This is a genomic window from Bacillus cereus group sp. MYBK139-1 (assembly GCF_051916915.1).
Taxonomy (GTDB): Bacteria; Bacillota; Bacilli; order Bacillales; family Bacillaceae_G; genus Bacillus_A; species Bacillus_A pacificus.
The window spans coordinates 270,932-297,266 of sequence record NZ_JBQAHO010000001.1 but is presented as its reverse complement, the minus strand read 5'-3'; the positions used below and the strand labels follow the sequence as shown (position 1 = coordinate 297,266).

The window sequence follows — 26,335 nt, the reverse complement described above, 5'->3', positions numbered from 1 at the left end:
CACGTAATGTTAGTTATTCAGCAATGTTTTATTTATCTCTATTATTCATTTCTTTTAAAATGCTTCTTCTATACATTTGTTGAAACTACATTTTACAGACGATGACAACTCACTTCTAAAAATCTTACTGTAATTTTAAACCTTACAGTTCAATTAATCAAATGTTAAGTCTTGGAGTAATTAATCATTTTTTTATGTGAATTTCCCCCATAGCGTTATTGAAGACACAAAAATAGGTTAAGGCAATACGTGCCCCAACCTATTTTTTATGCCTCTTTATAACTTTTTGCAGTAATAACTGTTTCAAATTCAAAGGTTTCTGGCAGGTGATCAGCATAAGAGTATTCAAAAGTTCGTCCATCCGTTAAATAGGCCACCTGCTCCACTCTCATTAGAAAATCTTGATTTGTTAAGTTCATAAACTGCTTTTCCCTATCATCTGGGCGAATTCCTTTGACTCTAACAACAGATGTTCCCACTTTAAGACCTAGTTTATTTTGAATGTATGAGTAGATCGACTCCTCTAAAACCGAAGCTTCAACACCTGGAATGACCGAAATAGGCATCCATGTATGCTCCATAATCGTTGGGATACTGTGAATGATACGAAGGCGAATGATTTTATATACGAAATCCCCTACTGAAATGCCCAATTTTTCAGCAATGATTTCCTCAGCTCCGACAATCGTAAACTCGATAATTTTACTTTCTACCTCGCTGCCATAAACAGCTTTCGTACCTGTTAAAGTTTGAATCATTCGTGCCTTTTCCTGTTGACGCCAATCTTGAACGACTGTTCCACTTCCGCGCCGACGGATGATGTATCCGTCTCTAACTAACAGATCCAGCGCTTTTTTTATTGTCAGGACTGAAACGCCAAATTCTTCAGCAAGTATAGGACTACTTGGAATTTTTTCGTTGATTTTATATTCGCCATCTAAAATTTGCTGTTTCATTTTTTGATAAATGCCGAGGTATTTTACTTGTGTTGATCCGCTTGCCATTTCCATACCTCCTTTATGCTGTATTCCCTCTTCTATTCATTCAAATGTAAAGCCTCCAGTTTGTAAACTGAAGGTGATGGCGCAGCGAATCCATTTTCTAAAATTTCAATATTCGTTATTGCTTCTTCGTCTTTCACAAGCTTTGGTGCACCATTTACAATTGTTTCATACGCTGCATCATAGAAACGACCGTAATCACCAAGCGGCGTTTTAATTTGTTTTTCAATCCAATCACCGTTTGCATTGCGATATTTAGCAACCCCATAGTACATCGGCGAATCTTCACCAAATCCTGCACTCTCAGGCATAATACCCGCTTTCAGATCATTTTCCTGCTGGTCTTCACCATATTTAATAAACGATCCATTTGTCCCATGAACGATAAAACGCGGATAATCTTTCGCTACAACATGGTTCGTTTTTAGTTTAATTTTCAGCTTATTTCCGTAATGTAGACCAACATCAAAATAATTATCAACCGCACCTTCCACTTCATTATTACGAATATCGTATGTCACCGTATCTGGACGGCCAAATAGTGAAATCATACGGTCCATCGTATGAATACCTAAACTATAAAATGAGCCTTCTTCTTTTGGAGCTTCATGAGTGATTGAACCAGGACGGAAATAATCAATATGTGATTCAATCTCGACAATATCACCAAGGAATCCTTGTTCCACAACTTGCTTCACTGCTAAAAAATCACCATCAAAACGACGGTTTTGGTAAGGCATAACTACTACACCTTTCTCTCGTCCTAAAGCTAACAATTCTTTCGCATGTTCTACTGTATCGCAAAATGGTTTTTCAACGATAACTGATTTTCCCGCAAGTATAACTTTTTTCGCGAATTCATAATGCGTATGTGCGGGCGTACATACCGTCACTACTTGAATTTCTTTATCATTCAATAATTCATCCAAATCAGTAGTAAAACTAACACCTTTTTCCTCATATGGAGCTGCTAATTCTTCATTTATTTGACGTACAAAAATCGTTTTTATTTTTATATTATTACGTGTGTTTACATAAGGTAAGTGATAGCGGTTAGCTGACTTTCCAAATCCAATAAAGCCCATTGTTAATGTCATGTTCTTCAACTTCCTTGCTCATAAATTTTCGTTTCTATATTTATTATATAGTTTAGTTATAAAAAGTATATAGTTTTCGATTTATAAATTATATATTAAATAAAAAAATTCAGGTTAAAAAGGAGCATAACAAATATGGCACACACTACTACATCTATGGAAATTTTCGGTTCACCTGAACAAGTATGGCAATTAATTGGAGGATTCAACTCCCTTCCAGACTGGTTACCTTATATACCTAGCAGTAAATTAACTGAAGGCGGTCGTGTACGTCACCTAGCTAATCCAGATGGTGATACGATTATAGAACGTTTAGAAGTATTCAATGATAAGGAACGGTACTACACGTATTCAATCATGAATTCACCATTCCCAGTCACTAATTATGAGTCCACAATCCGGGTTAAAGAAGGTGTTGAAAGTAAAACATCATTAGTAGAGTGGTTTGGTACGTTCACTCCTGTTGAGGTTAGTGATGAAGAGGCAATAAATCTGTTTCATGGTATTTACAGTGATGGACTGAAAGCATTGCAACAAGCATTTTTAGATTGAACTACTAAAAAACAACGAAAAGCAAAGCGATATCGCTTTGCTTTTTTATAAAATCCCTTTTAACTTTTCACCAATCAACTTCGATACATACTCATAGCCTTCTATCCCAAAGTGCAAACCATCTTTTTCATCATTTTCTACAAACCTTTTATAATCACGTTCTTGAATCATTTCAGCATACAAATTTAGAAAGTGACTTCCCGTTTCTTTCGCCACTTTCTCTACCACGTCTGCATACTGACCGAGCACTTTATTTGTTCTATTGTGCTGTCTTTCCTCATCAACTGGCGCGGGACTAATAAGCAGTACTTTATCTGACGAAATCCGCTTCACAATCTTCTCTAAGTTTTCTTTATATACTTGTAATGATTCTTGTGAAAAAGAAACTGCATCATTCGTGCCAAGAAAAACTGTTACGAAATCTGGTTTATGTGATAATACATCTTCTTCAATTCTATGTAACGCATCGAACGTATTATCACCCGGAACCCCCGCATTTACCACCTTCCAATTCGGAAACATCTCTTGCAAACGCGGTGTTAACCTCGGCGTTCCATCAAAAAACGTTTCATCAGCTGTAATACTATCACCGAAGCATACTAACGTATTCATAAAGTCTAACTCTCCTTTTACGTATGAAATAACTTTCCTTCTACCGCCTTCATATATCTTTCAGCAGAACGTTCCACTGCCTCATTTGCATTTTCTTTTACTACACGATGAAAAGCGTTGTATAAACGATTAAATTGTAACGGCTTTACTCGATTCACCATTTCTTCCACTTTTCTCGCTGGTAATGGAATTAAGTTTGGATAGCTGTACATAAAGCTTACCCATCGCTCATCTGCTACAACTTGTATAATATCGCCTGTTAACAAAATTCCTTTTCCGTCATTACCTTCTTCCCAATGTAAGACAGATCCTCCTTTAAAATGACCACCTAAACGATGAATGACCAATCCATCCGCTAATTGTAAAGACTCACCAGACCAATAAATAATACGACTACTCGGGCGCATCACCCACTCTTTATCATCTTCATGTATGTAAATTGGTACATCAAATGTCTCTGCCCATTCTACTTGCGTTGAATAATAATGAGGATGAGACAATGCAATCGCATCTAATCCGCCAAGCTCTTTTATTTTCGTAATTGTCATTTCATCTAAATAAGTAATGCAGTCCCACAGTAAACGATATGACTCTGTTTTCACTACATATGCCGTTTGACCGATCGCAAACCCTGGTTTTGTCGTAATACTATAAAGCTCATTTTCCTCTTCGATTATTTCATTTTTATATGTATCACCTGTTTGTAAGCTTTCTAGCGTCGTCCAAGACTGTCCTTTCGGATTCACATATTGCCTTTCTTCATCACAAATATGACAACTCACCGGTTCTTCTACACTCGCTGCATACTGCACACCACACGTTGTACAAACATAATTTTTCATGATCATTTCCCCTATCCCTATATTTTTATTAAGCTGATTTTTTATTTTCAATTAATAAAATGATAATGGAATTACAGTAAATCCTTTTCCGTCTCTGAAACGTTCATTTCACGATCCCCCAAAAATATTTGTGCTATAAAGCAGCTTCAACCTCATCCATCCAATAACGCCAAGCTGCTAAATAACCTTCTAAATCTTTCGGGTGGTGCCGTAAACACGTATCTATACGCAAATATAATCCTATAACTATTTCTTCATATAAATCACGGTCTTTTCTATGAAATACACACTGCTTCATCGCATAATGAATCGTTTCTTTTGTTAAATCTTCCGGGGTGGAACAAAACGCATAAATTAAATCGTATATAGGATCTCCTAACACTGGCAAGGGATCAATTACACCGTGCAGCTTATTCTCTTGAAATATAAAGTTATGAAATCCAAGATCACCATGTAATAAAAATGGCTGCTCTACTCCAGCGTCCCTATTTGCTAACTTAAGAACCGTTCTATACTCTTCTTCACTTATGTAACGTTTTACATTTTCATGAGTTTCCATCACATTTGTCGTTAAAAATTCATTCCAAGATTGAACCGGATTTTCTTTCCATCCCCAGCCATCTACATCTGAAACTCTTTCATACTTATTAATAACTTCTTTTACAAGTGTACGAAGCGTAATTCGTTTATCCCCTTGTTCACAAGAAGTACTACCTTCAAGAAAAGAATACACAATATACTTATGGAAAGGTTCATTATACAAAAGCTTCGAAAACAACGTATTCCCCTCATAAAAAGAAAGAAAATTAGCTTCTTCACGTATTATTTCCGCTTCATTCAGCTTTACAACATATTCTTCATCCAGCAAATACACTGTACTTGTCGTTCCTCCGTTTAACACTTTTATGCTATTTGGATCATGTGAAATCACTTTCTCCTTAACTAGTTGTGCAGCGATTACTGAAATGTCCATTCCCTCACCCTTTAATCCCGAAAATTCCATCAATTCAAAAGACAACTTTACTATTATTTGACAAACACAAAGGAATTCCTCCTAAAAATCTTAATATAACAAAAAAACATTTACTTTTATATTTCAAAAATAAGGAAATACTAACAAAAACGTTACATACATATAGGAGGACAATATGAAACCTGAATTTTTAAAAGCTGTACATGATGCCATTGGAAATGTTGAACACATTCATATAGAAGAAAGCGGTGCTGACAGCTTACTTATCCATCATGATGATGCACAGCAGTTACAACAAGTCGCTAAAACGTTAGAAAACAACAATTTCCGCTCTGCTTTAAGAACAACTGGCGATGCTTCGTATATTGAAGTATTGAACAGATAATGAAAGTCCGGATGTATGCCGGGCTTTCTTTTTTATATTGAAACTTCAAACTCTTTCACATACACCGCTGTTCCAGCAATATCTATTTGTAACTTCTCATTTTCTTCATCTTTCGTTACATATACCGTTACACGACCATCTTTATTTATTTCCTGTCCTTGTTCAACAATTAACTCCATTTCATGGTCAAAATCTTTTTCCAAATACATCGCATAATACGCCCCCATTACACCTGAAGCTGTTCCTGTCACTGGATCTTCTATCGTTCCAGCATAAGCCGATGAGAAATGACGTCCATGCATTTGTGCCTGTTCATCATAAGTTTCTAGACAAATTGGGTGAATAGAAGCATTAGGTATTTCTTTTAATACTGATGGAAATGCAGCATTATTAGGGTTCATTCTCTCACACGCATCTAGATTTTTAATCGGTACAATTACAGTCCAATTACCAGTACTTCCATATACAATCGGTAAACTTACATCTAAATCATTTACTTCTAAACCGATACTATGAGCTAATTCTTCTTTTGAACCTGTAAATTCTTTAAACTGAGGTGCTGCCTGCCTCATTTTAATAAAGGTTTCTCCATTTTCATTTACACCTATTTGTATCGGTAAAATCCCAGCCTTCGTTTCAATCGTAAGGTTACTTTTCTCTTCTAATAAACCTTTTTCGCGCAAGGCATATAGCGTCCCTACTGTCCCATGACCACATAAATCCATTTCAAAACCAGGTGTAAAGTAGCGCATTCTTATATCTCCTACTTCTGAGGAAAGAACAAAAGTTGTTTCATTATATCCAACTTTTTCAGCAATAATTTGCATTTCCTCTTCCGTTAATCCATCTGCCTCTAATACAATACCTGCTGGATTCCCCATATTCGGTTTATTCGTAAATGCGTCATAATGAAATACATTTATAGTCTTCATTTTCTTTTCCCCTAACCCTCATTAAAAATTTTATAATAAAGCTCTATCTCCGTTTTCAACGAACAATGATTTCTCCAAAATATCCTCTGCATCTTTTCATTCGATGTATGCGTGCTTCCGATGTAATAAGTAGCCCCCATTTCCTTTAACATATGCAACGATTGAAGGTGCAACCGAGAAGCAATTCCTTTCCCGCGATAATAAGGCATTACCCCAAAGTAAAATAATCGTCCTTCACTTTCTGTTCCAGTTTCTATATGGGGTATAGACATACCAATCGGCTCATTTTTATCATAAAAAACAATACATGACTTTTCCCAGCCCTTACCTAACTCTGTTTGCACTGAATAAAAATGCTCATCGATAGTTAAAATTGAAGTTTGATTCCCTGAACCCGACATACATTGTTCCCAAATATATTTAAAATCTTTTTCCGATAACGTTCCTTCTGCTATTGATCGATATGTATATTGTCTTTCAAGCTCTTCTACATTGTTCAATTCTCTACATACTTCTATCTTTGCAGCATACAAAGAAAAACCGGCATCAAGTAACACTTTTGCGCTTGAGTTATAACTACTAAACCTTTTGTTTAATACAATACTCGCTCTTTTTAACTCCCAGTTAAAACAAACCTCTTCAAATCTACTTATCTTTTCTTTATATGTTTGTACGTTATACAAAACGTCTTCTTCGATCTCTTCAATCGTTACTGCATTTGGTAAGCCATTTAATACTTTTTTAGAAGGGCCAAACAGATTCTGAATGATTGCAAGATCGTATATCACCACTTTAATTCACCTACACCCGGCTCAATAAACTTCCCTGAAACATCCTCATTTGAATCTATTACCCAATCATATATATTTTGCGCTCCTTCAGCCGGAGTCATATTCGCATCAAAAGCACCAATGTCAGTCTTTAATTTTCCAGGGTGAATGGCAGTTACACGAATTCCTTTATCTTCAAATTCTTGTTGCAGACAAAGCGTTAACATATTTTGTGCAGCTTTAGCAATTCGATAGGAATAGGAAAACTGACCTTGCGAAAACTCTTTGTTCGCCATTTTATGTAATGAACCTAATCGAGAGGACACATTTATTATTCTCGGATGATCCGATTTCTCTAAAGCTACATATGTACCTTTTACAGCTCGAATTACACCTAAACAATGAATATTAAATACATCCGTTAACTCTTCTGAATTCGTATGTAAAACTTCAGTCTCCTTTCCAGTAATGCCAGCGTTATTTATAACTAGATCCAAATACCCTGTATATTCCGCAAGCTGGTTCTTAATTTGCTCCGTACTCTCATCAAGTGATAAGTCTGCCAATATAGGAAAACATCTACAACTAAACATTTGCTTCAATTGTGTTACCGCAACCTCAGTTCTAACTAACGGATAAACAATATGCCCATTTTCATGAAATACTTTTACCAACTGTAATCCTAATCCACGATTTCCACCTGTAATAAACACTCTCATATATTCATCTCCTTATTTTTAAAATAAATAAGAAAATCCACCCACTTACCATTCTCTAATGAAAATGCCTCTCTCTTACATTCAAATGAAAAACCCGCTCTTTCCGCAAGACGAACGGATGGCTCATTATCAACACGTATATGTAATTCAATTCTATGAAAATGAAGACGATTAAAAAATAACGGTAACGCAGCTTTTACACTTTCTGCCCCATATCCATTTTTCCAATATTGATTATGAATAGAGTAGCCCATCATTGCCCACTGATAATCCATACGTAAAATCTTTATAAGTTCTAGCTTTCCAATATTAGCCCCGTCTTCTTTACGAAAAATTCCTAATACATACATTTCATCTCGATGTGCTGCTTCATCAAAACCTCTTATCCATTCCGTGAACCATTCTTTCGTTGATGATGCCATAACTTGATAACCATCGTCATATGTATACTGCGATGGTAACCTCTTATGAAATCCATCTAACCAATTTTCATAATCATCATTTTGGAACGGACGAATCATAAGTCTCTCTGTCTCTACCTGTAATAGCGGAAGCTTCATTTACATCTCTTCCCTTAATTAATATTTGAATATTCTTTATTATCTTACACAAAATACAAAATCTAGTAAATTATTATGTTCTTGATAAACAAGATTCTATTAAAATACAAAAGGAAACCCTGTTCTGAAGGGTTTCCTTTTGTCATCACACTACCAAACTTATCTGTGATTTAAAACCTTGTATTCTGTCTTTAATATTCCATACACATCAACATCTTCATATGTATTTAATAAAAGTCTATTTTGTCTCAATGTGCCTTCTTTACGTAAGCCCGATTTCTCTAACACCTTAATCGATGATCGGTTTCTAGAAATGGCAGATGCCCAAATTTTATTTAAACCTAATTCGATAAAGCCAAATTGAATCATCCTGTTTACAGCCTCAGTTGCAAAACCCTTTCCCCAATAATTCTTACCAATCCAATAACCAAGTTCACCTCTATTGTTACCCTTATCAATTCTTAATGTAATTGTACCTACAATTTCTCTTGATTCTTTAGAGACAATTCCTAAAGGATATTCGATTCCTTTCCTTATAAGTTCTGGTTGCATATCAACCCAATCTTGCGCGAACTCCAATTTATATGGGTGCGGAAGCCCAAGAATATTAGCTAATTCCTTATCATTAGCCAATTCTCTAATTCTACATACATCATCATTGGTAAAAGGTTCTATACATAAATGCTCAGTTTCTAATTTTATAGCCATTATTTCTCCCCCTTGTACTGAAATCAATTAACTTCCTTTAATTTCAATATTATACTAAAAAACACAAAAATTTTTAAACATTCACAATACCCATCAACAGAATCATAAACAAAAATCCAGTTATGCTTTATACATAACTGGATTCCTCATCACCTAATCGTTTTTTATTTTACAAGTACACCTTCTCTTAATTCCCTCTTCAACACTTTCCCTAAAGCATTTTTCGGTAATTTGTCCATAAATACAACTTCTGGTATTTTATAACTTGCTAGCTTTTCTTTACAATGCTGTATAATTTCTTCTTCCGTTAAAGATGTTTGCATATCTTTTACAATATACGCAGTCGGAACCTCTCCCCAAAAGTCATCTGGAACTCCAACTACTGCAACTTCTAAAACACCACGTATTTCATGAATAACATCTTCTACTTGATCTGGATAGACGTTATCACCACCGCGTATGATAACGTCTTTATATCTTCCCATAATATGCAGGAATCCATCGTCATCTATCATGCCAGCATCGCCCATGTTAAACCAATTATCTTTTACTACTTTCTTTGTCGCCTTTTCATTATTCCAATACCCTTTAAACATATATGGACTTCTTACATGAATCTCCCCAACTTCATTTGTTGTTAGTTCATGTCCTGTTTCTGGATGAACAATTTTCACCTCTACATGTTTCAAGGTTTTCCCTACAGAAGACATCTTTTCTTTCCCCATCATTGGATGCCATGAAGTTACAACCCAACCTTCTGTACTACCATAGCCTTGCACCATATATATTCCTTTTTCCATATATTTTTGGATGAGTGTTTCTGGCACTTTTGTTCCACCGCTTTGTGCTACTTTAAAAGTTGAAATGTTTCGTTCCTTTTTATTTAGTTCATCAAGCATATAACTATAAACAGCTGGGAATGCAAGCATCGTCGTAATTTTCTCTTCTTCAATCTTATCCCAAATAAGAGTAGGATTCGAATCAGCTAAGAAAATCATCGTAACACCGTGATAAATGCAATTTAAAATAGAAAGCACGCCACTCATATGGAACAATGGATGCACGGATAAAAAGCGTTCTCCTGCCGGAATTTCTCTTTGTCCTGCAATCTCTGCAAAATAATGATGTAAGTTTTTATGTCCAATTACACATGCTTTTGCTTGTCCAGTCGTTCCTGAAGTAAATAAGTAAATTGCATCATCATCTTCATGAACTTCTACGTTCGGCTCTGTACTTGGCTGTTCTTGTAATGTTAATTCAAATGAACCAAAGCCTTCTTTTGTCGTTTGAATTACATAAGGAATTTCTTTAACAGCATCAATCTTTAAAGCTTCATGGAATTCTTCATCAATAACTAACACTTTTAATTTTGCTTCTTTTACAATCGTTTTTAATTCATACGCAGTAAGCTGATGGTTTAGCGGAATACATACAGCCCCAATTTTTAAACTTGCCATCATAACGCTTGGAAACGGATGATTATTTTTGCATAATATTCCAATACGATCTCCTCTTTGTACACCGCTTTGTAACAAATAGTGTGCAAGCTGATTTACTCGTTCATTGTACTGCTGAAACGAATACCTTTCCCCTCCCCCTACAAGCGCTTCCAAATTTGGTGATTGCATTGCTCTTTTTTGTAATAATTTTTGCATCGTTCTCAAGTAAAACTCCCCTTTATATATGTTAGGTTTTTTATTTTACCAGATTAATTATTAATTTACTAAAGATTACACTTAGTGAATATAATTTTTATAAAAATAGCCATCTACTTAACAAGTAAATGGCTATTCCCTCTTATATATTAGAATACTCCTTATTCATCACATATCGTACATACTCCGGTGCGCTTTTATCAATCTCTTCATCACTTAATTTATATTCAGCACCGTATAAATAAAACGAAGGTATAAATTTCATATCTGTATATAAGCATGTAGCTTGAAATGGTTTTGTTAACTCATCCATCGTGATCCCACTATTTTCATAGTCTTTTTCTAATCCACCTATCGAAATAGCTACACCAAATTCTTTCCCCTTCACTTTATCTCCTTTTGATCCGTAAGCAAATCCATATGTTAATACATCGTCAAACCATTTTTTTAATAATGGTGGTGAGCTGTACCAGTATAGCGGAAATTGAAATATATATCGGTCGTGTTCTACTAACAACTTTTGTTCCTCTTCCACATTAAACTCCCAATTCGGTGCCGCTTTATATAATTCATGCACCGTAATTTCATCCGAATATTTCTCAAGTTCTTCAATCCATCTTTTATTAATTTTTGATTTTTCAATATCAGGATGTGCTACAATTACAAGTGTTTTCATCATCTTCCATCCCCTTTATAAATTATTCAACCCTTTACGTATTAGTATGAATGAGTCACATATAATTGAAAAGTACGTACTTTAAAGTGCTATAGGAACCTTAAAGTACCTGTGGAGGTGTTATATGAATCAAAATGATGACTGCCCAATTGCAACGACACTCGATGTAATCGGCGGAAAATGGAAAGTTCATATTTTATGTGTGTTAATGGATGGAAAAATGCGAACAAATGAAATCCGGCGAGAAATCCCAAACATTGCGCAAAAAGTTCTGACTCAACAACTTCGGCAACTGGAGGCTGATGGGATTATCCATCGTACTGTATATCAAGAAGTACCACCAAAGGTTGAGTACACAATAAGCGAATACGGGAAATCTTTAATGCAAATTATGAATGAACTATTTGAGTGGGGAAAAGATCATCAAATGAAAAGATTACATGACTAAAAAAACTACCAACTTATTTACATACTGGTGGGAACGGCACATCACTATCAAGCTAACAAAAAGACCTTAATAAAAAACTTTCATGTTTATAGTCCATTTAAGAATTAGCTTGATAGTGATACGGCAAGACCCAAATAAAGAAGTATATGAAACAAATTAACAACAACGCACGGCTGATGTTAATAAGAAAATTATAGTCGCTGAATGTCTTTCTTACTTCATTTTGAAGTTTAAACAATTATCCATTAAGCCAAGCTTAATAATATCGCTTTTGTACGATTATCCGTTACTTCATAATAAATTTCTAACCCTTTTCGAGTACCTGTAACGACTTTAGTAGCTTTTAGTTTAGATAAATGTTGACTAATTGTACTTTGAGGCATTTGTAACATTTCATACATTGTCGTTACGTTAATAGGACCTTTTGCAACCATTATTTTTACTAATGATAAACGGACAGGATGTGCTAATACCTTCAATACTTCAGTGATTTCTTCATACATTTCTTTCATATTTTTTCTCCCCTTTTACATAAATATTAATGATATCCATATATATAATTCGAAAAGATATACGATTTTGTGTCCGTCATTTTAAAAAATTTAAAAAATCTTTTCAGATGGAAAGAATCCCTCCTCTGTTCAATATTCTATAAAGTGAAACTTTAATCAGTGGGGGTTTTCTTCATCCCCCACTGATTATTAGTTGAACCAATCGGGCTTTTATGGGCAGTTGATCCCCACTTTACTTCTTTGCTTTCGCTGAATTTTGAGGTAGGGGTCTTACTGCCCATTAAAGCGGGATACATTTTTCTTTTACTCGATATTATATGGTAAGAACTTTCCTTACTGCGACCCTCTTCCATTGTTTTCTTGCTTATGTCCACTATTCCCTTGAGAACCTCTTCCATTATTCTCTTGCTGATTCCCATTATTCCCTTGCGATCCTCTTCCGTTGTTTCCTTCCTGATTCCCATTATTCCCTTGGGACCCTCTCCCATTGTTTCCTTCCTGATTCCCATTATTCCCTTGCGATCCTCTTCCGTTGTTTCCTTCCTGATTCCCATTATTCCCTTGCGATCCTCTTCCGTTGTTTCCTTCCTGATTCCCATTATTTCCTTGGGACCCTCTTCCGTTGTTCTCTTGCTGGTGCCCATTATTCCCTTGCGATCCTCTTCCGTTGTTCTCTTGCTGGTGCCCATTATTTCCTTGGGACCCTCTTCCATTGTTTCCTTCCTGATTCCCATTATTTCCTTGGGACCCTCTTCCGTTGTTTCCTTCCTGATTCCCATTATTTCCTTGGGACCCTCTTCCGTTGTTCTCTTGCTGGTGCCCATTATTTCCTTGGGACTCTCTTCCATTGTTCTCTTGCTGGTGCCCAGTATTCCCTTGCGATCCTCTTCCGTTGTTTCCTTGCTGCAATTCTCTTCCGTTGTTCTCCTGTTGATTTCTATTATTTTCTTTTATTTGCTTCGGTTGTTGTGCCTTAGATTGCTGTTGTTCTATATACTCTCCCTTCTCGTTGCTTTCTTCTTTTACAGGAGATGCGTCCGATGATACATCAGAAGATGACTTTTGCTGTTCTTGATGAGACGGCGGTGCAGGTGGGGTAAGCAACTTTTTCTTCTCATTTTCTTGTTTTATATAAACACCCGTTCCAACTCCTGCTTTCTTGGCATCCTCCCGTATTTGCATCGTACTGCTTTGATATTCGACTGTAATATGTTTGAACTCATATTCTTTCTTTAATTCCAGCATAGCCTTTTCCAACTGTGGTTCTAACGACTTGTCCTTTGCAATAGCTGTTAGCATAACTTGCTTATCATTCGTTAAATATTTATCCTCTTGACTTTGCTTTATAATAGTGCGTATCACATCTTGCAGATGCTTATTTTCCCACCGTTTCATTTCTTTTAAAATACGCCTTCCGTCATCATTACAAGCCCGCAAATCTATAACACGAAGATCCTTCGTAACGCTCGCCTCTAAACTTGGATTTATATCAACTGAGACGTAAGCAAACACCTTTTCTTCTGGTTGATTGTAGAAAAATAACAGCCCACATAGAAAACAAGCAGCAAGTAATGATGCCGGTTTTAAGAAATAAGGGATTGAAAAACGAGATGCTCTTTGTTCTTGTTCTTCAAACGAGATTTCCTCTCCAATCATGCAAGAATCTCCTTTTCTTTTACACGTAATAAACTCTCCATTTGGTGTTAAAACAACTACGCTATGCTTTTTTATATCCATCACAATTCCTTTATTCATCATGCTTTTCTCCTCTTATGTAATCAAGAATATATGTATAGTTGTTTGCAAAAATAATACACATTGCAATAATGTATTTTCTATGTCTTTCCAACGTTTTACGACTTACCCTCACACGTGGTTCAATACGTTTAAGCGGTAACTTTTTCTTTCGGAACAGCTCCTCCATCATTTCCTCTTCCTTTATAATCATCTTTACAATTTCTATTAAGTGCTCTCGGGTGTCACGGTGCTTAGGAGATTCTTTCGCAAGCTCTGAAAATGTGATTTTAAACTCAGCTAACACACTTTGAAAATGAAGAATTTCCTCCTTACGGTTACTATTGTCCATCTCTTTCATATACTCCGTAAGCGATACTTGCATTTCTAACATTTCCTCTTGCTCATCTTCTTTTAAAAAGACACGGTTATGCTTAGACTCCTTGCGTATATAGTCAATTACATCTCTTTTTATAAGAAGATCAGCAAACGCTAGAAAAGATTTCCCTTTTTTATATGAATACTGTTCAATTGCTTCGTTAAACGCAAACAATCCAATACTATATTCATCATCCTGTTCTGTAATATATCGGCGGCAGACAGACGAAATTGATTTTCTAATAAACGGCTGATACTGAACGATAAAGGCTTCCTTATCTTCTCCGTTGTTTTGTATGTTACATACGATATCTTCTATTTTCGGTTTTCTTAAGATCTTCATTACTAAACTTAACACTGGTGATCTCTCAGCCTCCTTCTGCTTTAAATAGAAAAATGGTCACTAAACAAGCGACCATTTAACCACATTTTGGTAGTGCTTTTCTTTGGTCTTTTCTTCTTGCTGTTGGTTATATTTTTCAAGTCTAACTTTCCCCAACGTTTTCTCTCGGTACTAAAGTTAATCCTATATTTTAAGGTACTTTCTTATTTTCTACCGTTCGTTTTGCTTATTCTTTTTCTATTTTATAGGCAATCCTTAAATAACTCTTCTCTATATCATTGGTAATTTCATCCTTTAATTTTGGATGCTCAACTTAATCTAGTAATTTTTATTAATACTTCAATATTCTTTCATAATCATTTTTCTTCTATCTTATTTTTCCACTATATATATTCGGAGGAATACATCGTTTTATGGGGGTCAAAAAATATTTTTTATAAAAAATAGATATTTATTTCAAAAATAAAAAACATTAATTTGAAGAAGAGCTAATCAAATTGATGTTTTTTTGTAGTATCTATTAAATTAAGTTGTGCTCTCATTATATATTAGACAATCAGCTGTTCTCACTATTTCCTATCGCTTTTCTCAAGCATTACCTTTCTTGATTATCATAATATGTCTTATCTGCATATTTTCTATCATTTCCTTTTAGATAAGCTAAGATTACTTTTGGATTTTTAAGTAAAGCCCAGTCTCCATATGTATCAAATCTCCTGCATGAAGTTATCATTCCATTTTTAATGGTACCGAATTTCTTATTATTTCGCTTTCCCCATTCTTTTAACCGTTTCGCAAAATCTGCATCTTCTGCCATCAGCATGTTTTCATTAAATCCGTTAATTGCCATGAAATCTTTTTTATAGCACCAAAAAATCCCTACAGATATAGCTCCGTACTTAAAAAGTAAGGGGATTATTATTAACATTGCGGACAGAAATATTCCTAAAGATATTCTTTCAAACTTCCCATTTACCCCACCACCAATGTATTTACCTGAAGCTAAATATATATCTACATTAGACAACATAGACTCTGTCATTATGGTATCAGCGTCTATAGTAACGATTATTTCTCCACTAGCTATTTCAGCCCCTGCATTTCGAATTTTAGATAAGTTTTTATCATTATTTTTTAATGTAATACAATGATAAGATTTTGCTATTTCCTCTGTTTTATCGGTGCAACGATTTAAAACAACTATAATTTCTGTTTGTCCTTTATATACCTCTGATGCCTTTACAATTGAATCTAAACATTTTCCAATGTATTTTTCTTCATTATGTGCAGGAATTATAATAGAAAATTTCACATCTTTTTTCAAATTACCTCCTGAAGGTTCGTTTGTCTCAGTCATAATATCCCCCTTATTTCATAAGATAAATATCTGTTATACATAACGTATATTAAAAATTATTAAGTTATATTATTAAAAAAGTAATTAAAATAATATGGACATCAAAAAGGCCAACAATGCAAAATTGTTAGCCTCTACTTTTCATATTCGTACCCTTTACTTCCTAACAACCGGAATCCACATTTCACCAAACACTAAACCATTTCTTTTTCCCATCTCAACCGTTGTATTTGGCCCACCAACATAGGCAAAATCTTTTGCGGAAAAGCTACTAGGACTCATTTCAGAAACCCAGCAAGATGACCTTGTTCTTTTAAATCAACTTTTGCTTTTTGAAGGGACTAATCCTCATAACCCTGATCTACTTGAGCTTTCTGACCTTCCTCACCCTATGTTAGAAAAACTCATTCAAATCCTTCTTTTGGATAGACATTTATTGATTACTGTCAAAGAAGAAATCAAGTCTTATCCAATTTACCTATTACACCTTTATAAAGAAAAAAGCTATTGGATGATTGAAGGATTTGACTTAAAAGAAAAAAAGAAGCTGATGTTTCCTGTCGATGACCTCATCAATATCGAACCGTACACGCCCAAAAAGAGGTTACATAAGAAACAGATTTTAGAAAGACTGAGTAAGAAGGACGAAGCAATTAACCTTGTATTTGAACTTGGTCCGAAAGCAATTGCACAGTTCAAAAAGTACCACCCTTTCAAAGTTTCAATATCTTATACAAATCCTTACCAATCTACAGCTATTTTAAAAACATTTATCGATGTTCACAATTCCGATGAAGTGACAGAGATGACAAATTGGCTGCTTTTCCTAGGTAAAGATATTACAATTAGGGAAATGCCTGAAGAAGTATTAAAAGATTTACAAGAGCGGTTATGCTTATACACTCCATAAGAAGTGACTAGTTAAACCTTAAAATATTGAGTTTAACTAATCACTTCTTATGGAGGCTTCTATGAATAATACAACAAAAAAGGTGTGAACTAGCTTTTAGTTCACACCTTTTTATATTAGAATTTACTATACACATACATTAAATTGCTTGTTTAAGATTTGAATGTGGATTTGGTCCATACTTATTCTCACCTTCGTCACTTTCAATGATACAAAACACAAGTAGAACCGCTCCTCCAAATGGCACCAAATTTAATAGCTGCCACCATCCTGTTTTTCCACTATCATGTAATCGACGAGCTTCCACTGCCAGAGTAGGAACGATAAAAATTGCTATATATAGCAAAGTAATATTGGCTCTTAAATAGAAGACAGACGGAGAATATGAGGCAAAATATATTAATGACCAAAACGTAACCTTATTAACTAAAGTAAAAATCCAGTACTCCTTTCTCGTTGCTCTCCCACTAAATTTTGCATAGTTTTTGAGAGCATATAAATACCATTTCATTTGAATCTCTCCCTTTTCCATCCCCTAAACAATTAATTTATACATTATATACCTATAAGTATAAATATAGCATAAAACAACTATAACCTCTATATCCACACAGAATATTCTGTTTATTTTCGAGTTATTTTGGTTAAGCGTTACATACCATATTTCATGGCATTTGTATTCAATTCATTATTTTCCTATTTACTTTAAAACTACTAAAATTAAGCGAAGTATGAATGTATTATTAAAGCACGGAAAATCTTCCCGTGCTTTTTCAAAAAATATATTATTCCAGATGATTTCATTTACTTACCCTAACTGACGTTTAAATGCTTTACTAGCGAAAAAGTAAGAAATGATCATGATAGCTACGCACCAAGTGAGTGCAATCCATATATCGTTGCCAACAGTCCCTTCATATAAAAGGGCACGAATCGCATTCACGATTGAAGTGACAGGCTGATTCTCTGCAAACGCACGAACAATTTTTGGCATCGTTTCAGTAGGTACGAAGGCCGAACTAATAAACGGAAGAAAAACGAGTGGGTACGAATATGCTGTCGCCCCTTCCATAGACTTCGCTTTCAGCCCTGGAATGATAGCTAGCCATGTTAGTGCTAACGTAAACATTCCTAGTATCCCAGCTACTGCAAGCCAATCTAGCATATTCGCACTGGAACGAAAGCCCATTAAGAGTGCAACAAGAATAACCACCACGATAGTAAGCACATTAGCAACAAGAGAGGTTAAAACGTGTGCCCACAATATCGATGAGCGCTTAATAGGCATCGTAATAAAACGTGCCATCAGCCCACTCTTTACATCCGTAAATAGTCGCACGGAAGTGTAAGCTACACCGGATGCGATAGCCATTAGCAAAATTCCCGGCAATAAATAATTAACGTAGTTATCCGTTCCTGTCTTTATTGCGCCGCCAAACACGTAGACAAATAATAGCATCATCATAATCGGTGTAATCGCTACTGTAATAATTGTATCCGGACTACGCATAATATTACACATTAAGCGCCCTAGTAATACCCCTGTTTTGCTTTTCATTTACATCTCCCCCTTTTTACCGATAATCGCAAGGAAAATTTCTTCCAATGTCGGCTGCTTCTCGATATACTCCACTTTAGCTGGTGGGAACATCTCTTTCAGTTCAGTAAGAGTACCTGTCGTAATAATTTTTCCACCATGCAAGATCGCGATACGGTCCGCCAGTTGTTCTGCTTCCTCCAAGTATTGAGTTGTGAGCAAGATCGTTGTGCCGCTACCAGCAAGTTCCTTCACCGTATCCCAAACTTCAATCCGAGCTTCCGGATCAAGCCCAGTCGTTGGTTCGTCAAGAAAAATAACTGCTGGCGCCCCGATCAAACTCATCGCGATATCAAGCCGGCGCTTCATCCCGCCTGAATACTGATCTGCCCTTTGGTTGGCCGCATCTGTCAGGCTAAATCTGTCAAGCAAATTGTCAGCAACTTGAGCAGGATTGGAAACACCACGTAACCTAGCAATCATTACTAAGTTTTCTCTCCCAGTTAACATGCCGTCTAAAGCTGCGAACTGTCCTGTCAAACTGATACTTTGACGAACATGATCTGGTTGGCGCTTAATATCAAATCCGCAAATACTTCCTTCACCGCCATCTTGTTTCAGTAGCGTCGAAAGGATGTTGACCATTGTCGTCTTTCCCGCTCCATTTGAGCCTAGCAGCGCGAAAATTTCTCCACGCTGCACCTCAAAATCCACTCCCTTTAAGACTTCTTTATCTCTAAAAGCTTTTTTTAACCCTTTTACAGAAATCGCTGCATTGCTCATACTTTTCCCCCTTATAAAAATTGATTACCTTCACCCTCTATTTAGTATCACTGATAACCTGTATTACTTAGTAGTGGTTTAAAAATATAACTGAATAGCGATGGCGGTAGTTCACATTTATAACCAGCTAATCAGTCGGTATTACTTATTGCATTTATTTTTTTCTCAATTTCTTCATAATACTTTCATTTAAATCTTCACGATACTTAGAGACATACGTTTTAGCGTTTGCCACTAGTTCATCAGCAAAGGATGCCACATCTTCCCCAGTAATGTCTAGCACTTGTCTGCCTTCCGCTGCACCGGCTTCAAACAAATCGATTAATTCATACTGTATGTGCAGCATATCCATCCCGTTACCGGCTGAAAAATTCCACATGTAGTTTTGAATCTTCTTAAACACAAACTGATAGTCCTCTGGCAATGCTGCAACACGTGCCATCATCATTTTGTACTCTTTTTTATCACCAATTAATTTTTTGAACATTTCCAACATCTTATTTTCCTCCTTTTTTATAAAGCAGACAAGAAACTCTCCAAATATGAGCCGGAACATTTTATATTATGAAGCTAGTTTGACTTCAAGACGTTAATTTTTGACGATACAAAATCCCATTTTTTCCAAAACAATTCAAGTTCCTGACGTCCAGCTTCATTTAATGAATAAAACTTACGAGGCGGTCCCATATCTGATGGTTTCTTTTCAATATTCACAAGCTTTTTCTTTTCCAATCGTACAAGGATTGTATAAACCGTCCCTTCTACGACTTCGGTAAACCCAAGATCATTCAGGTGGCGAGTAATCTCATAGCCATACGTTTCACGGCGGCTAATGATTTCCAGCACACACCCTTCCAGTGAACCTTTCAGCATTTCAGTTAAATTTTCCATATTCTGATCCTCCTTTACCCCCTATTCTGTCTGACTTATATTCAGTATCACAGAGTACTAAGGCGAATTTTTTACTGAGTAGTTTTTTTGAATTCATACTATTTAGTATCACTTACTACTCCTACATTGTATGACTAAGTAGCGATAGATGTCAACTAATTTTCAAATTTTTTCTAAAATCCGCAATTACCTATTGTCTACTGAAAATATTTTGAGAAACAACACTACTCAGTATCACCTATTACAACTACATTGTATGACTGAGTAGTTGTAAATGTCAACTCGATTTTTATATTTTTCTAAAATCAACTATTACCTACCCCGCCAAGAAAAGAAAATACCCCAATACAAAAATTCTACATTTTTGTATTGGGGCACTATAGGTTAGCTCTTCTTCTTAATAAGACAGATTATCCTTTTGTTACGATAACATCATTTGCATATCTTCCGCTGCATTTGTAATCAATTTCAAACCGAATGTTTCTTGAGAAAAAAGGATATGATATCAATCACAATAATATATAAGAATTTGTGACAGTTCCTATTGTTAACATAATATTCTTACTGTATCCTGACATTCATACTTGCACATGATTTATTTGCATCATATATCGGTGCACTTTTAAGGAATACAAATATCCTATTCATCTAACATTTCACAAATTTTTCCTTACTGATGGTACAATTAAAGTTATGGAGGGACAATATGATGGTATATATGATGTTTTATTACGAAATACTGTTTCTTATACTCGGTATTGCAGTATTTCTGTTTATTATGGCCGGGTCACGAAAAATTAGAAATAAAAATCTTTCATTCGTATTGATCGCTTTAGGGATAAATATACTTGCAAGTCCAGTAGCATTTTTTATAGGAGTGATGGCGACAGATTCTCCGTATAGTACGAGACTAGATTTCTGGAAAGGATTTTTCTTTATTCAAGGAATACCTCTTTTCTTACTACTTATAGCTTTCGTTTGGTGGCTTATTCGCCCGCCAAAAGTAATAGTTCAAACGAGTATTGAAAAAGACCTTGAACAAAATAGTAAAAGCACTAAGAAAAAAAGGACACGAGGTCGTCCAATTACTGCCTTACGTATTGTAATTCCAATTATTTTAGTAGTAGGCTGTTTGTCTTACATTTTGTATTTACAGGACATTACACTTAAAAAAAGTCATTCTCCAAATAATAAAAATACGATTAAAGTAGTGAAAATAGATTCAGACTCTTCTCATGGTTCCTCTCCCGTCAGAATTAAATACGGCTTATGGGAACATTTTGACATAAGTATTGCAAATGAGGGAGAACGTCTCGATTCCTCAAACGTTTTCGTAGATTGGAAAAACGATTATGAAGCAACGATAACACTACGAGGAAAAGAATCCGTACCTGAAGTTGTGGAATTTAATGTATCAAATAAATCCAATGGTCCTGTTTTTAAGAAGGTACAAAAAGTGGTTAGTTCCTTTACCTTTCAAAAAAGTGAATCTCCAAATTTAATAAATATTATCGAGCTTAGAGAAACAATAAAATCAAAAGGACCAAGTCCCAGTTCCACTGTAAGAATCTATTATGGGAAAAGAGGTAGCATTTTAGAAAAATATAAAGAGGTCACTCTTAAGGAAATGTATACGACAGATAACTTTAATATCAATTGGAGAAACGATGAACAAGTACAGGTAGAAGTATTAGAGGAAAATGTAGTAACAGCTACCATCGTGATTGATTTGTCAAAATGAATTTACTGTGTTCTATCCGGCACACGAGAGATACATAGCATTTACAAATGAATAGATTTACAGACATGATGAACCGCCCCTTTCTTTACAATACATTTACATTATCTTAACATTGTTTACATTATTTATATGCTATATTTATATAGAATCTACTTAATAAATTTCATGTACATTGTTATCTTTATAATCTCTGATTTAATTGATAAGAGATTATGTTATATTTTTATACCAGGGGTGAATGAGGATGACTGAAACTTTAAAAACACTTATAATGCTTGATGCTACTTACGTTGTTATTGCAATTATGACGGTACTGGTATTTGTATACTTGGAATTAAAATCTCAGTAACATATGCAGGCTTCGCATTTAAATATAGTTAGAATAAAACGAGGAGAAATTTGTTTCTCCTCGCTTTTTTTATTTCAACAAATCCAATGTATGTAGAAGTAAATCTCTATCCCCTACTCCCCCATGACCAGGCACTACTGAATTGATGTTTCCATATCGCTTCAGCACATTCTCAATCGATATAGACCATTCATTTACATAGGCATCTGCAACGTTTCCTAAATCTTTCGCGGACGCAGATTTCACTAAACAGCCTCCAACTAACATGTTGTATTGTGGTAACCATACGACAATATTATCTTCTGTATGTCCCTTCCCTGGATAAAATGTTTCTACTTTCATATTTCCAAACTTCAAATTTGTAATGCTTTGTAAGTCTCCAAGTGGTTCCTCATATCCATTTTTCTTTGCTAATTCCGCAGTTAACGCTGTACTATGCGCTTTAATACCTCTTTCTTTCAACGTTTTTATTCCACCAATTCGATCAGCGTGCGCATGTGTAATAATAACATCCGTTACGCGCTTCTTAAATTTCTTTTCTACCATCTCTATTAATTCCTTCGTTAACTTATCATCCCAAGAAGAATCGACAAGTACTAACCCTTTAGAAGTAGTAAGAACTAGGCCGTTCGAAGGAACTGCTTCCCCGTTAAAATAACCTAACTCCGTATGAACCCATACATTTTTGTTTAACTGAGAAATTGAAATAGTTCCTGTCTCGTTTTTTATTACTTTTTGCTCTAGCTTTTGTTCCGCTTTCACAGAAGAAATTGTACTAACAAATTGAGTTGTTCCTAGTAAACTAACACATACCCCTACTTTTAATAATGTATTCTTTTTCATTTTCTCCACCCTTTCTTTCAAACGAAATAGTTATTACCTATAATAGACAATTTATCTCAAATGTTTGTTCCATCTTTTCTTACATATTTTTCATACGATTAATAAAAAGCGCACAAAATTTTGTGCGCTTTTTAACTTCCCTTTTACCATTCACGTTTTTTATTTATCATCATTTTTTCTTCAAACGCCTTCTCCAAATCAATTTCTAACTTGTTTGCTAAATCACATACATTCCAAATTACATCAAACATTTCTAAACCGATTTCTCTTTTTGCATCTTGTATTTTATCGCGCTTTAATATAACTTCCGCTAATTCCCCTAATTCCGCCATTGCATACATTGTACGCTCTTCAATTGTTGTATCTTGAAATCCTTTTTCTTCACTGAAATTTGATACATATCTCTGGAAGTCCACAATATTCATACTTAATCTCCCTTCTCCGTTTTTCTCTTACACTTAAAATCAATAATATATTTTGTTAAATTATAACATTCATACTATACTTTATTTATAGTCCTTTAACGGAGGTGTTTTCAATGACTCTCTTCGCTTCCCCATCATTATTCATACTAGCAATCATTTCATTTGCACTAGCTTATTTCATCGGAGTAAAACAATACACTTGGCTCTTATCAGGATTCAATGAACGCCGTGTACCAGAAAAAGATAAATTATCAAAAATAGTTGGTCTTTATAATTTAACTGCCGGTGTTATCGCCACAATTGGTAGTGTCTTCTCTACTCCTAATGTCAAAATCTTAGTTCCTATCATTATAATTGGCCACGTTATCATCGCTGCTTATGTAAACACACGTATGGTGCATTGAAAAAAGATCACCCAAATGGATGATCTTTTTATAATTTATCAACATATTGCTTCGCTTCTAGTAAAGAAAACCCAAAAGCCTCTCTTACTCTCTTAACTGCTGTAACTGTTTTTCCTTCTTCCATAAGCTGACGTAATTCTTTATTAATTTCAGGTTCTCTATCTATAATTCCCATTTCTTTCGTAATTAACTGTAGTCTATCTTCCATCCTCTTTAAACGCGCATCCGTTTTCTTTTCGATTTTATTTAATTTTTCAACGATATAAATAAACCCAAAGATCGCTATCGGTATGATCATCCAAAACTCCATGACTATCCCTCCTCATTAGCTTTCATTTGTTTTATTTCACTAACTTATGTAAATTTTACCATGATAAACATTTAATGTATAATAGTATTATACAACATTGTTGATAAACCTTTTATTTCAGGGGGACACTTTATGAAAAGATTTTTAAATACGCTACTACAATTTGTAGTTCTTTCAATTGCACTACATGTATTATTTGATATCGTTGGCTGGCTTGTTTTCAAAGCGCCAATTCAAAACAAACAAATCATTATTTCCTTACTAACAACCTCATGGCTTATGTACATGTACCGAGACAAATTTTTTAAAACATTCACTTCAAATTAACGAAAAAACTTCATCGATAAAAGATGAAGTTTTTTCTTTTTCTCCCCATTTACTACTGTATAATAGAACTAACATTCTGTCTTTTTAAGAAAGGAGTCACTATGAACTTAAAAAGTAGCAATATATACGAGAAAATGAACCAATATTCCGTTGCAGGTTTAAGCCTTGCCGTTATACGTGATGGTAAACTAGATGAAACAACTGTATTCGGAACACTTGAAACTGGAACAAATAAAACTGTCACTACGAATTCTATATTCAATTCTTGCTCAATTAGTAAATTCATCACTACAATGCTCGTACTAACGTTATTAGAACAAGAAATTGTGCATTTAGATGAAGACGTAAATGATAGACTCACATCTTGGAATATTCCTACCAATCTATTTACCTCACAGAAAAAAGTCACGTTGCGAAATTTATTAAGTCACCAATCTGGAATCATTGATCCTCCTAATAGCTTTGAACATTATACACTAGCTCAAGGGCAACCAAGCATGTCTAAACTCCTTGCCGGTAAAACATCCTATTGCTCCGTACCGATAGAAATAACTTATAAACCGGAAAGTGAATTTCACTACTCTGATGCAAACTTTTGTATTATCGAACTACTACTTGAAGATATAACTGGAAAATCATTTAACCTTTTACTAGAAGAATATATATTTCAACCACTGCAAATGAAGAATAGTACCATCTTCTCTCCTGAAGACATAGATAAAACCGATGCTTTTGCTTGCGGACATAATAAAGATGGCACCGTTACAAATGAGAAGTATCCATTTTATCCATTCACAGCTGCTTCAGGTATTTGGACAACACCAACTGACTTATCAACTTTATTAATTGAAATTATTCATTCCTTACAAGGAAAGGGTAAACTAAAACTTTCTCAAAAAACAGTTCAAGATATGATTTCTCCTCAAGGTTGCTCAAAATGGACTGGACTAGGTGTTTTTCTAGATGATTCTAACGAAGACTTACAAATATATTCACTTGGATGGGGCGTTGGATTTCAATGTATGATGGTAAGCTACCCATACCGAGGGAATGGCGCTATTATAATGACGAACGCTGACTTAGGTGTTCATCAAATGGAAGGGATTATTGGTAAGGTTATCGAAGGGTTAGATTTAATATAAGTAGTTCCATTAAAATGTATATTATCCTTAAAAAGGAATAGGGAGCCCACTATTCCTTTTCTAAATTTGTATAATAAATTATTTTCTCCTCAATTTTCCTTAAATGTTTTTGCAATTGCTCCATATGATCTAAAACATTTTCTTTATGATTTTCTAGCAATATCCGCCTTTCTGTAGCAGTAATATCTCCCATAACACGAAGATTTGAAAACTCTATCATTTCCTGTATGGACATCCCCGTTTCTCTTAATCTAATAAGAAATTCAATCCACGCTAAATCTACCTCACAATATACACGATACCCTGATTCATTACGCTTAATATTTTTAAGTAAGCCTATTTTCTCATAATAACGTAATGTATGCGTACTTAAATTTGTTAATTCTGCTATTTGTTGAATAGTATACATTTTATCCATA

At 34.9% G+C, this 26,335-nt stretch carries 32 protein-coding genes and 2 pseudogenes; 8 read left to right on the top strand and 26 right to left on the bottom strand.

Annotated elements, in window-relative coordinates; translation table 11 throughout:
• Positions 1-266: 266 nt before the first annotated feature.
• Together ACTFRS_RS01505 and ACTFRS_RS01500 are read right to left on the bottom strand one after the other, a co-directional pair.
• Entirely contained in the window at positions 267-1,004 is a 738-nt protein-coding gene (locus ACTFRS_RS01505) for a GntR family transcriptional regulator (RefSeq protein ID WP_139866198.1), read from the bottom strand.
• A 32-nt stretch (positions 1,005-1,036) separates the two neighbouring features.
• On the bottom strand, positions 1,037-2,098 hold the full coding sequence (locus ACTFRS_RS01500; protein WP_000176632.1) for an oxidoreductase: 1,062 nt from the start codon (positions 2,096-2,098) through the stop codon (positions 1,037-1,039).
• 135 nt (positions 2,099-2,233) lie between these two features.
• Between ACTFRS_RS01500 and ACTFRS_RS01495 the strand changes: the two genes are divergently transcribed.
• A complete protein-coding gene (locus tag ACTFRS_RS01495; protein ID WP_229135914.1) occupies positions 2,234-2,650 on the top strand; it encodes an SRPBCC family protein in 417 nt (138 codons plus the stop codon).
• 45 nt (positions 2,651-2,695) lie between these two features.
• Here ACTFRS_RS01495 and ACTFRS_RS01490 read toward each other — a convergent pair whose 3' ends face one another.
• The 3 genes from ACTFRS_RS01490 to ACTFRS_RS01480 form a co-directional block, all read right to left on the bottom strand.
• On the bottom strand, positions 2,696-3,262 hold the full coding sequence (locus ACTFRS_RS01490; RefSeq protein ID WP_229135915.1) for an SGNH/GDSL hydrolase family protein: 567 nt from the start codon (positions 3,260-3,262) through the stop codon (positions 2,696-2,698).
• Between the two features lie 17 nt (positions 3,263-3,279).
• Positions 3,280-4,104 (bottom strand): MBL fold metallo-hydrolase, encoded by an 825-nt coding sequence (locus ACTFRS_RS01485; RefSeq protein WP_074567533.1) that lies wholly within the window; start codon positions 4,102-4,104, stop codon positions 3,280-3,282.
• A gap of 133 nt (positions 4,105-4,237) precedes the next feature.
• Entirely contained in the window at positions 4,238-5,077 is an 840-nt protein-coding gene (locus ACTFRS_RS01480) for an aminoglycoside phosphotransferase family protein (protein ID WP_242294504.1), read from the bottom strand.
• Positions 5,078-5,252: 175 nt separating this feature from the next.
• On the opposite strand from ACTFRS_RS01480, the gene ACTFRS_RS01475 reads away from it, so the two are divergent.
• The gene (locus tag ACTFRS_RS01475) at positions 5,253-5,462 is read left to right on the top strand and encodes a hypothetical protein (protein WP_000801653.1); all 210 of its coding nucleotides are present in this window, start codon (positions 5,253-5,255) and stop codon (positions 5,460-5,462) included.
• A 32-nt stretch (positions 5,463-5,494) separates the two neighbouring features.
• On the opposite strand, the gene ACTFRS_RS01470 is transcribed toward ACTFRS_RS01475, so the two are convergent.
• The 7 genes from ACTFRS_RS01470 to ACTFRS_RS01440 form a co-directional block, all read right to left on the bottom strand.
• The gene (locus tag ACTFRS_RS01470) at positions 5,495-6,394 is read right to left on the bottom strand and encodes a PhzF family phenazine biosynthesis isomerase (protein WP_440024438.1); all 900 of its coding nucleotides are present in this window, start codon (positions 6,392-6,394) and stop codon (positions 5,495-5,497) included.
• Positions 6,395-6,405: 11 nt separating this feature from the next.
• Positions 6,406-7,182 carry a GNAT family N-acetyltransferase gene (locus tag ACTFRS_RS01465; RefSeq protein ID WP_139866390.1) on the bottom strand — a complete coding sequence of 259 codons (777 nt, stop codon included), beginning with the start codon at positions 7,180-7,182 and terminating at the stop codon, positions 6,406-6,408.
• Positions 7,179-7,883, bottom strand: coding sequence for an SDR family NAD(P)-dependent oxidoreductase (locus ACTFRS_RS01460; protein ID WP_001263473.1), 705 nt, complete (start codon positions 7,881-7,883; stop codon positions 7,179-7,181). Before ACTFRS_RS01460 ends, ACTFRS_RS01465 begins: the two co-directional genes overlap by 4 nt.
• Positions 7,880-8,443, bottom strand: coding sequence for a GNAT family N-acetyltransferase (locus tag ACTFRS_RS01455; RefSeq protein ID WP_139866204.1), 564 nt, complete (start codon positions 8,441-8,443; stop codon positions 7,880-7,882). The genes ACTFRS_RS01460 and ACTFRS_RS01455 overlap by 4 nt, the downstream gene beginning before the upstream one ends.
• Before the next feature lie 159 nt (positions 8,444-8,602).
• Positions 8,603-9,151, bottom strand: a complete 549-nt coding sequence (locus tag ACTFRS_RS01450) for a GNAT family N-acetyltransferase (protein WP_139866205.1) — start codon at positions 9,149-9,151, stop codon at positions 8,603-8,605.
• A gap of 164 nt (positions 9,152-9,315) precedes the next feature.
• Complete coding sequence (locus ACTFRS_RS01445; protein WP_440024441.1) at positions 9,316-10,815, bottom strand: class I adenylate-forming enzyme family protein; 1,500 nt, start codon at positions 10,813-10,815, stop codon at positions 9,316-9,318.
• 133 nt (positions 10,816-10,948) lie between these two features.
• On the bottom strand, positions 10,949-11,482 hold the full coding sequence (locus ACTFRS_RS01440) for an NAD(P)H-dependent oxidoreductase (protein ID WP_029141166.1): 534 nt from the start codon (positions 11,480-11,482) through the stop codon (positions 10,949-10,951).
• A 124-nt stretch (positions 11,483-11,606) separates the two neighbouring features.
• Here ACTFRS_RS01440 and ACTFRS_RS01435 point away from each other — a divergent pair, with 124 nt between their 5' ends.
• Positions 11,607-11,930, top strand: coding sequence for a winged helix-turn-helix transcriptional regulator (locus ACTFRS_RS01435; protein WP_139866207.1), 324 nt, complete (start codon positions 11,607-11,609; stop codon positions 11,928-11,930).
• A 245-nt stretch (positions 11,931-12,175) separates the two neighbouring features.
• Here ACTFRS_RS01435 and ACTFRS_RS01430 read toward each other — a convergent pair whose 3' ends face one another.
• The 5 genes and pseudogenes from ACTFRS_RS01430 to ACTFRS_RS01410 all read right to left on the bottom strand — a co-directional run.
• On the bottom strand, positions 12,176-12,442 hold the full coding sequence (locus ACTFRS_RS01430; RefSeq protein ID WP_000661864.1) for an ArsR/SmtB family transcription factor: 267 nt from the start codon (positions 12,440-12,442) through the stop codon (positions 12,176-12,178).
• Positions 12,443-12,775: 333 nt separating this feature from the next.
• A complete protein-coding gene (locus ACTFRS_RS01425) occupies positions 12,776-14,197 on the bottom strand; it encodes an anti-sigma-I factor RsgI family protein (protein WP_440024444.1) in 1,422 nt (473 codons plus the stop codon).
• The gene (gene sigI / locus ACTFRS_RS01420) at positions 14,190-14,912 is read right to left on the bottom strand and encodes an RNA polymerase sigma factor SigI (RefSeq protein ID WP_000950303.1); all 723 of its coding nucleotides are present in this window, start codon (positions 14,910-14,912) and stop codon (positions 14,190-14,192) included. The genes ACTFRS_RS01425 and sigI overlap by 8 nt, the downstream gene beginning before the upstream one ends.
• Before the next feature lie 580 nt (positions 14,913-15,492).
• Complete coding sequence (locus tag ACTFRS_RS01415; protein WP_139866210.1) at positions 15,493-16,254, bottom strand: glycosyltransferase; 762 nt, start codon at positions 16,252-16,254, stop codon at positions 15,493-15,495.
• Positions 16,255-16,410: 156 nt separating this feature from the next.
• Positions 16,411-16,515, bottom strand: a pseudogene (locus tag ACTFRS_RS01410) (transcriptional regulator); the annotation flags it as partial.
• Between ACTFRS_RS01410 and ACTFRS_RS01405 the strand changes: the two are divergent.
• Positions 16,505-17,164 (top strand): annotated as a pseudogene (locus ACTFRS_RS01405) (helix-turn-helix transcriptional regulator); the annotation flags it as partial. The pseudogenes ACTFRS_RS01410 and ACTFRS_RS01405 sit on opposite strands and share 11 nt — an antisense overlap.
• Before the next feature lie 139 nt (positions 17,165-17,303).
• Here ACTFRS_RS01405 and ACTFRS_RS01400 read toward each other — a convergent pair.
• The 5 genes from ACTFRS_RS01400 to ACTFRS_RS01380 form a co-directional block, all read right to left on the bottom strand.
• A complete protein-coding gene (locus ACTFRS_RS01400) occupies positions 17,304-17,675 on the bottom strand; it encodes a DUF805 domain-containing protein (RefSeq protein WP_097908020.1) in 372 nt (123 codons plus the stop codon).
• A 297-nt stretch (positions 17,676-17,972) separates the two neighbouring features.
• Positions 17,973-18,722 carry an ABC transporter permease gene (locus tag ACTFRS_RS01395; protein WP_242294333.1) on the bottom strand — a complete coding sequence of 250 codons (750 nt, stop codon included), beginning with the start codon at positions 18,720-18,722 and terminating at the stop codon, positions 17,973-17,975.
• Positions 18,723-19,484 (bottom strand): ABC transporter ATP-binding protein, encoded by a 762-nt coding sequence (locus ACTFRS_RS01390; protein WP_139866213.1) that lies wholly within the window; start codon positions 19,482-19,484, stop codon positions 18,723-18,725. It lies immediately after the preceding gene.
• Positions 19,485-19,638: 154 nt separating this feature from the next.
• A complete protein-coding gene (locus tag ACTFRS_RS01385) occupies positions 19,639-19,980 on the bottom strand; it encodes a DUF1048 domain-containing protein (RefSeq protein WP_000891984.1) in 342 nt (113 codons plus the stop codon).
• Positions 19,981-20,054: 74 nt separating this feature from the next.
• Positions 20,055-20,375, bottom strand: a complete 321-nt coding sequence (locus tag ACTFRS_RS01380) for a PadR family transcriptional regulator (protein WP_000429483.1) — start codon at positions 20,373-20,375, stop codon at positions 20,055-20,057.
• A gap of 709 nt (positions 20,376-21,084) precedes the next feature.
• Here ACTFRS_RS01380 and ACTFRS_RS01375 point away from each other — a divergent pair.
• A complete protein-coding gene (locus tag ACTFRS_RS01375) occupies positions 21,085-22,116 on the top strand; it encodes a hypothetical protein (protein ID WP_440024620.1) in 1,032 nt (343 codons plus the stop codon).
• Positions 22,117-22,534: 418 nt separating this feature from the next.
• On the opposite strand, the gene bla2 is transcribed toward ACTFRS_RS01375, so the two are convergent.
• Complete coding sequence (bla2, locus tag ACTFRS_RS01370) at positions 22,535-23,308, bottom strand: BcII family subclass B1 metallo-beta-lactamase (protein WP_242294331.1); 774 nt, start codon at positions 23,306-23,308, stop codon at positions 22,535-22,537.
• 143 nt (positions 23,309-23,451) lie between these two features.
• On the bottom strand, positions 23,452-23,733 hold the full coding sequence (locus ACTFRS_RS01365; protein WP_242294330.1) for a MazG nucleotide pyrophosphohydrolase domain-containing protein: 282 nt from the start codon (positions 23,731-23,733) through the stop codon (positions 23,452-23,454).
• A 113-nt stretch (positions 23,734-23,846) separates the two neighbouring features.
• Here ACTFRS_RS01365 and ACTFRS_RS01360 point away from each other — a divergent pair, with 113 nt between their 5' ends.
• Positions 23,847-24,137, top strand: coding sequence for a DUF3784 domain-containing protein (locus tag ACTFRS_RS01360; RefSeq protein ID WP_139866216.1), 291 nt, complete (start codon positions 23,847-23,849; stop codon positions 24,135-24,137).
• A 28-nt stretch (positions 24,138-24,165) separates the two neighbouring features.
• Here the strand turns inward: ACTFRS_RS01360 and ACTFRS_RS01355 are convergent, their stop codons facing one another.
• Positions 24,166-24,447: a hypothetical protein gene (locus ACTFRS_RS01355; RefSeq protein WP_000397699.1), complete on the bottom strand. Its 282-nt coding sequence runs from the start codon at positions 24,445-24,447 to the stop codon at positions 24,166-24,168.
• A 132-nt stretch (positions 24,448-24,579) separates the two neighbouring features.
• On the opposite strand from ACTFRS_RS01355, the gene ACTFRS_RS01350 reads away from it, so the two are divergent.
• Positions 24,580-24,774 (top strand): hypothetical protein, encoded by a 195-nt coding sequence (locus tag ACTFRS_RS01350; RefSeq protein WP_049113605.1) that lies wholly within the window; start codon positions 24,580-24,582, stop codon positions 24,772-24,774.
• A gap of 101 nt (positions 24,775-24,875) precedes the next feature.
• A complete protein-coding gene (locus ACTFRS_RS01345) occupies positions 24,876-25,916 on the top strand; it encodes a serine hydrolase domain-containing protein (RefSeq protein ID WP_139866218.1) in 1,041 nt (346 codons plus the stop codon).
• A gap of 49 nt (positions 25,917-25,965) precedes the next feature.
• Here the strand turns inward: ACTFRS_RS01345 and ACTFRS_RS01340 are convergent, their stop codons facing one another.
• Positions 25,966-26,334 (bottom strand): MerR family transcriptional regulator, encoded by a 369-nt coding sequence (locus tag ACTFRS_RS01340; protein WP_088106638.1) that lies wholly within the window; start codon positions 26,332-26,334, stop codon positions 25,966-25,968.
• Position 26,335: the final 1 nt, after the last annotated feature.